Genomic DNA, 4,845 nt, shown 5'->3' with positions numbered 1-4,845 from the left:
GCTCCTGATTGGATCTTGGGGTGGCTCGTGACTTCCGGCCGGTGGACCGTGACACCGGGTTCCTGCTGCCTCCTGATGTGCGGGACTGGCTGCCCGAGGGGCATCTGGCCTGGACGGTGATCGACGCGGTCGAGACGCTGGATCTGGCCGCGTTGATCTCGTCGTACCGGCTCGGGGGCCGGGGCCGGCGGGCGTACGACCCGACGATGATGCTCACCCTGTTGATCTACGGGTACGCGGTCGGGCAGACCTCGTCGCGGCAGATCGAACGCAGCTGCGAGCACGACGTGGCGTTCCGGGTGATCACCGCCAACCAGGTACCGGATCACGACACCATCGCCGCGTTCCGGGTGCGCCACCGCGAGGTGTTCAAGGACCTGTTCGTGCAGGTGTTGGCGTTGTGCCGGGCGGCGGGGCTGGTGCGGGTCGGGACGATCGCGGTCGATGGCACCAAGCTGGCCGCGAACGCCTCCTCACGGGCCAACCGCACCGCGGCCGGGATCGACAAAGCCCTGACCGAGCTGGACGCGGCGGTCGAGGCGCGGCTCGGGCAGGCGGAGTCGGTCGATGCGGCCGAGGACGCCGAGCACGGGGCGGGGCGCCGGGGTGACGAGCCCCCCGAGGACATGAAAGACCCGCGGCGGCGGCGGGCGGCGCTGCAGGCGGCGAAAGAGGCTCTCGCGGCCCGTGAGCAGGCCGCGGCGGCTGAGCGACAAGCCCGCCATGATCGCTATGAGCAGCGGGTCGCAGCCCGTGAGGCCCACAAGACCAGCCACGGCGCCTACCCCAAGGGGCGGCCACCGGTCGAACCCGCGACCCCGACCGGCAAGCCGTTGCGGGTCAACACCACCGACCCCGACTCGCGCACCCAGCGCACCGCCCAAGGGTTCCTGCAAGGCTTCAACGGCCAGGTGACCGTCAGCGACGACCAGCTGATCGTGGCGGTCGAGGTCGTCGATGCAGCCAACGACGCCGGCCAGCTCACCCCGATGATCCGCGCGGCGCTGGCCAACCTCGCCCACGCCGGGATCACCGAGCCGGTCGAGGTCGTGCTCGCCGACGCCGGCTACTTCCACACCGGTCAGCTCGCCGACCTGCTCGCCGCCCACCGCCAGCACCGCGGGCCCGACGCGCTGGTACCCCCCGACCGCGACGCGCTGAAACAACCCGGGCGCCAGCAGCCGCCCCAGCGGCAGTCCGCGATCACCCGCCAGATGCGGGAACGGCTCGCCGAGCCCGCCCAACGCGCCCGCTACCGCCGCCGGCAAGCCATCGTCGAACCGGTGTTCGGGCAGATCAAGAACCGCATCACCACCCGGTTCCGGCTCCGCGGCCTACCCGCGGTCCGCAGCGAGCTCACCCTGATCGCCACCGCCCACAACCTGCTCAAACTCCACGCCGCCACCGGATGAAACGGACGATCGCGGCGCCCGGACGGGGCGCCGCGACCTGCCATCAGATCCCGACTGGCGACACCCCCGCAGCCGAACACCGCAACCACCGAGACGCAGCCGAACCGAACAGCAAATCCCGACAGGCTCTATGACACGGGAAAGTGCTCACAAGCCACGCTGTCCGCCTCGATGCCTGCTCCACGGAGCAGGCGTGTGTGAGCACTTTCCCGTGTCATAGCGCGGAAAAGTGCTCACGAGGCCGAAGGCCACCTACCTACAGGAACTCGTACTCCGCGGGGTCGAGCGCCTTCGTCGCCTTCTCGTACTCGACCATGTAGCCGGGCCAGTTGGTGACGATCCGGCCCGACGCGTCGCGGTACCAGGAGTCGCACGCGAGCCACGCCGTGCCGCGGAACCGCCGCTGGACCTCGCGGTCGGACTCGGCCTCGACGTCGGCGCGCACGTCGACCGCCGCGGCCCCGCGCCGGTCGGCCTCCTCGAGCGCGGTGCGCACGTACCGGGCCTGCGCCTCGAGGTAGACGATGATCGAGCCGCCCGAGGTGTTCGTGTTGGGGCCGTACATCACGAACAGCGACGGGAAGCCGGGCACCGTCATCCCGAGGTGCGCGTGCGGCCCGTCGGCCCACGCGTCCCGCAGCGACGTGCCGCCACGCCCGTGGATCTCCATCGGAAACATGAACTGCGTCGTGCGGAACCCGGTGCCCCAGATGATCGTGTCGACGCGGTGCAGCCTGCCGTCCGCGGTCCGGACCCCGTCGGGCTCGATGCGCTCGACGGAGTCGGTGACGACCTCGACGTTGTCGCGCTGCAGCGCCGGGAGCCAGTGCGAGCTGAAGAGGACCCGCTTGCACCCGAAGGTGTAGTCCGGCCAGACCTTGCGACGCACCTCCGGGTCCTTGAGCTGGCGCTGCATGAACCACTTCGAGCGGAACGACAGCAGCCACCCGACGCTGCGGGGCGTCCGGATCGCCAGGGTCAGCGACTCCAGGTACAGGTTCTTGAGACCCCACCGGCGGATCCGCTGGAGGTAGGGCACGCGCAGCAGCGCCCTCACCGGCCGCGGGTAGGGCACGTTGCGCCGCGGCAGGAACCAGTTCCCGGTGCGTTGGAACACCGACAGCCGCCCGACGACGGGCGCGATCTCCGGCACGAACTGCACCGCACTCGCCCCGGTGCCGATGACGGCGACGCGGCGTCCGGTCAGGTCGTGGTCGTGGTCCCACTGCGCGGAGTGGAACGTGTGCCCGGCGAAGTCCTCCCGCCCCGGGATGTCCGGGATCGAGGGCTGCGCGAGCTGGCCGGTGGCGACGACGACCGCGTCCGCGGTCCACGTCCGCGCCTCACCGTCGGTCTCGCCCTCGACGCGCCAGTGCCGCGCCTCGTCGTCCCACCGGCACTCGGTGACCCGGGTGTTCGGGACGACGAGGTCGGCGACGCCGTGCTCGGCCGCGACGGTCCGCAGGTAGTCGAGGATCTCCGACTGGGGCGAGCACAGCCGCGACCAGCCGCGTCGCTGGGCGTACGAGTAGGAGTACAGGTGGCTCGGGACGTCGCACGCGGCGCCCGGATAGGAGTTCGCGAGCCACGTGCCACCGATGCCCGACGACGCGTCGAGGATCGTCACGGACGTGTAGCCGTGGGCCCGCAGCTCGATGGCCGCCCCGATGCCGCCGAACCCGGCGCCGATGATCACCACCTGCCTGGTCACCGCGCGCTCCGCGCCTGCCTGGTCCAGCTCCGCTGCGCTGCGTCTCCCGGGATCATGACCGCAACCTAACGGGCACCCTGGACCCGTGGATGATCGAGTGCTCGTGTTCGACGGCAACTGCGGGTTCTGCACGCGCAGTGTCGGGTGGGTCCGCGCCATGGACCGGCGGGGGCGGATCCGGGTGCGGCCCTACCAGGAGCCCGGCGCGCCGGAGTCGATCGGCACGGACGCGGCGACCTGTGCCGACGCCGTGCAGTGGCAGGGCCCCGACGGTCACCGGCTCGCCGGGGCGGCCGCGGTCAACGCCGTCCTCGACACCGTGACCGGAACGAGGCTCCCGTCCACGCTCTACCGGGCGACCTCCGGCGTGCAGGAGCGGGTCTACCGCTGGGTGGCCGACCACCGCGGACGGTTCCCGGGGATGACGCCCTGGTGCCAGTCACACCCCGAGGCCTGTGCCGGCGCGTGAACGCCGCGTTCCTGACGTTCAGGCACGGGGAGCACGCCGAGAGGGCGACTCCTCCGACGCCCGCGTGACCTGCCCCGCCACCGACATCAGCAGCGCGTCCCGGCCCCGGCCCGCCACGAGCTGCACCGCCCGCGGGAGCTCCGCGCCGGTGTCGACCGGCAGGGTCACCGCCGGGGCGCCGGTGTGGTTCCACAGCGGGGTGTGGGCGTAGAAGCGGCCCATCGACGTCAGGGTCGTCACCCCGCCGACCCGGGTCCCGTGCGCCGGGCCGCCCCAGCGGTCCACCCACGGCGCCGGGCCGCGCATCGTCGGGGTGAGCAGGACATCGACGCCGAGCTCGTCGAGTACCCGCGCCCCCCACACCCGGCCGTGCCGGACCGCCGCCCGCACCACCGGCAGCGGGACGAGGCCCCCGGCGCGGGCGAGGTCGCGGATCCGGGGCTCGAGCAGCTCGGGACGGTCGGCGGCGGACGCGGCGTCGTGCAGGCCGCGCAGGATCCGCGTGGTGACGCCGAGCGCGGCGGCCTGGGCGCGGTCGGCCCGGATCCGCACGGGCGCCACCCGGTGCCCGAGGTCGGCGAGCCGGTCCGCGACGAGCCGCACCGCCCCGGCGACCTGCGGGTCCAGCGGCACCGCCGGGGCGAGCGGCAGCGGATCGACCGTGACCCCGACCCGGAGCCGGCCCGGGGCGGCGTCGAGGGCCCCGCGCAGCGACTCCGGGAAGTCGCCGACCGCGTCGAGGAAATCCGCGGCGAGCCCCAGGTCCCGGGTCAGACAGCCCGGCGTCGAGAGGTCCCACCACCCGCCGCTCGAGGGCATCGTCCCCTGCGTGGGCTTGAAGCCGGGCAGTCCGCAGCAGGCGGCCGGGATGCGGATCGAGCCGGCGCCGTCGCTCGCCGTCGCGATCGGCACGATCCCCGCCGCCACGGCCGCGGCCGACCCGCCCGAGGACCCGCCCGGCGTCCGCCCGAGGGCCAGCGGGTTGCGGGTGATCCCGTGGCGGGCCGAGTCGGTGACGCCGAAGGCGGCCAGCTCGGGGAGCGTCGTCCGCCCGATCGGGACCAGGCCGACGCGCCGCAGGGCCAGGACGAGCGTCCCGTCGGCGGTCGCGGGCCACGTCACCGGCTGGGGGAGCCGGGCGTTCACCAGGCCCGCGGCGTCGACGTCGTCCTTGACCGCGACCGGCGTCCCGAGCCGCGACGACGCTTCCCCCGCGGCGCGGCGACGGTCGGCCTCGCGGGCCGCGGCGAGCG

4 protein-coding genes are annotated in these 4,845 nt (G+C 73.6%); 2 read left to right on the top strand and 2 right to left on the bottom strand.

Annotated elements, in window-relative coordinates:
- Nucleotides 1-41: 41 nt before the first annotated feature.
- On the top strand, nucleotides 42-1,412 hold the full coding sequence (locus AC0CYZ_RS12145; RefSeq protein WP_472215620.1) for a transposase: 1,371 nt from the start codon (nucleotides 42-44) through the stop codon (nucleotides 1,410-1,412).
- A 256-nt stretch (nucleotides 1,413-1,668) separates the two neighbouring features.
- Here the strand turns inward: AC0CYZ_RS12145 and AC0CYZ_RS12140 are convergent, their stop codons facing one another.
- Nucleotides 1,669-3,123, bottom strand: a complete 1,455-nt coding sequence (locus AC0CYZ_RS12140) for a flavin-containing monooxygenase (RefSeq protein ID WP_472215618.1) — start codon at nucleotides 3,121-3,123, stop codon at nucleotides 1,669-1,671.
- Between the two features lie 85 nt (nucleotides 3,124-3,208).
- Here AC0CYZ_RS12140 and AC0CYZ_RS12135 point away from each other — a divergent pair, with 85 nt between their 5' ends.
- On the top strand, nucleotides 3,209-3,592 hold the full coding sequence (locus AC0CYZ_RS12135) for a thiol-disulfide oxidoreductase DCC family protein (RefSeq protein WP_472215616.1): 384 nt from the start codon (nucleotides 3,209-3,211) through the stop codon (nucleotides 3,590-3,592).
- Between the two features lie 18 nt (nucleotides 3,593-3,610).
- Here AC0CYZ_RS12135 and AC0CYZ_RS12130 read toward each other — a convergent pair.
- Nucleotides 3,611-4,845 (bottom strand): amidase (locus AC0CYZ_RS12130; RefSeq protein ID WP_472215614.1); only part of this gene is annotated, 1,235 nt, incomplete at its 5' end.

This window comes from Actinomycetospora sp. (assembly GCF_055612215.1).
The sequence above is the reverse complement of the archived record's forward strand: the minus strand, read 5'-3'. Positions and strand labels throughout refer to the sequence as shown.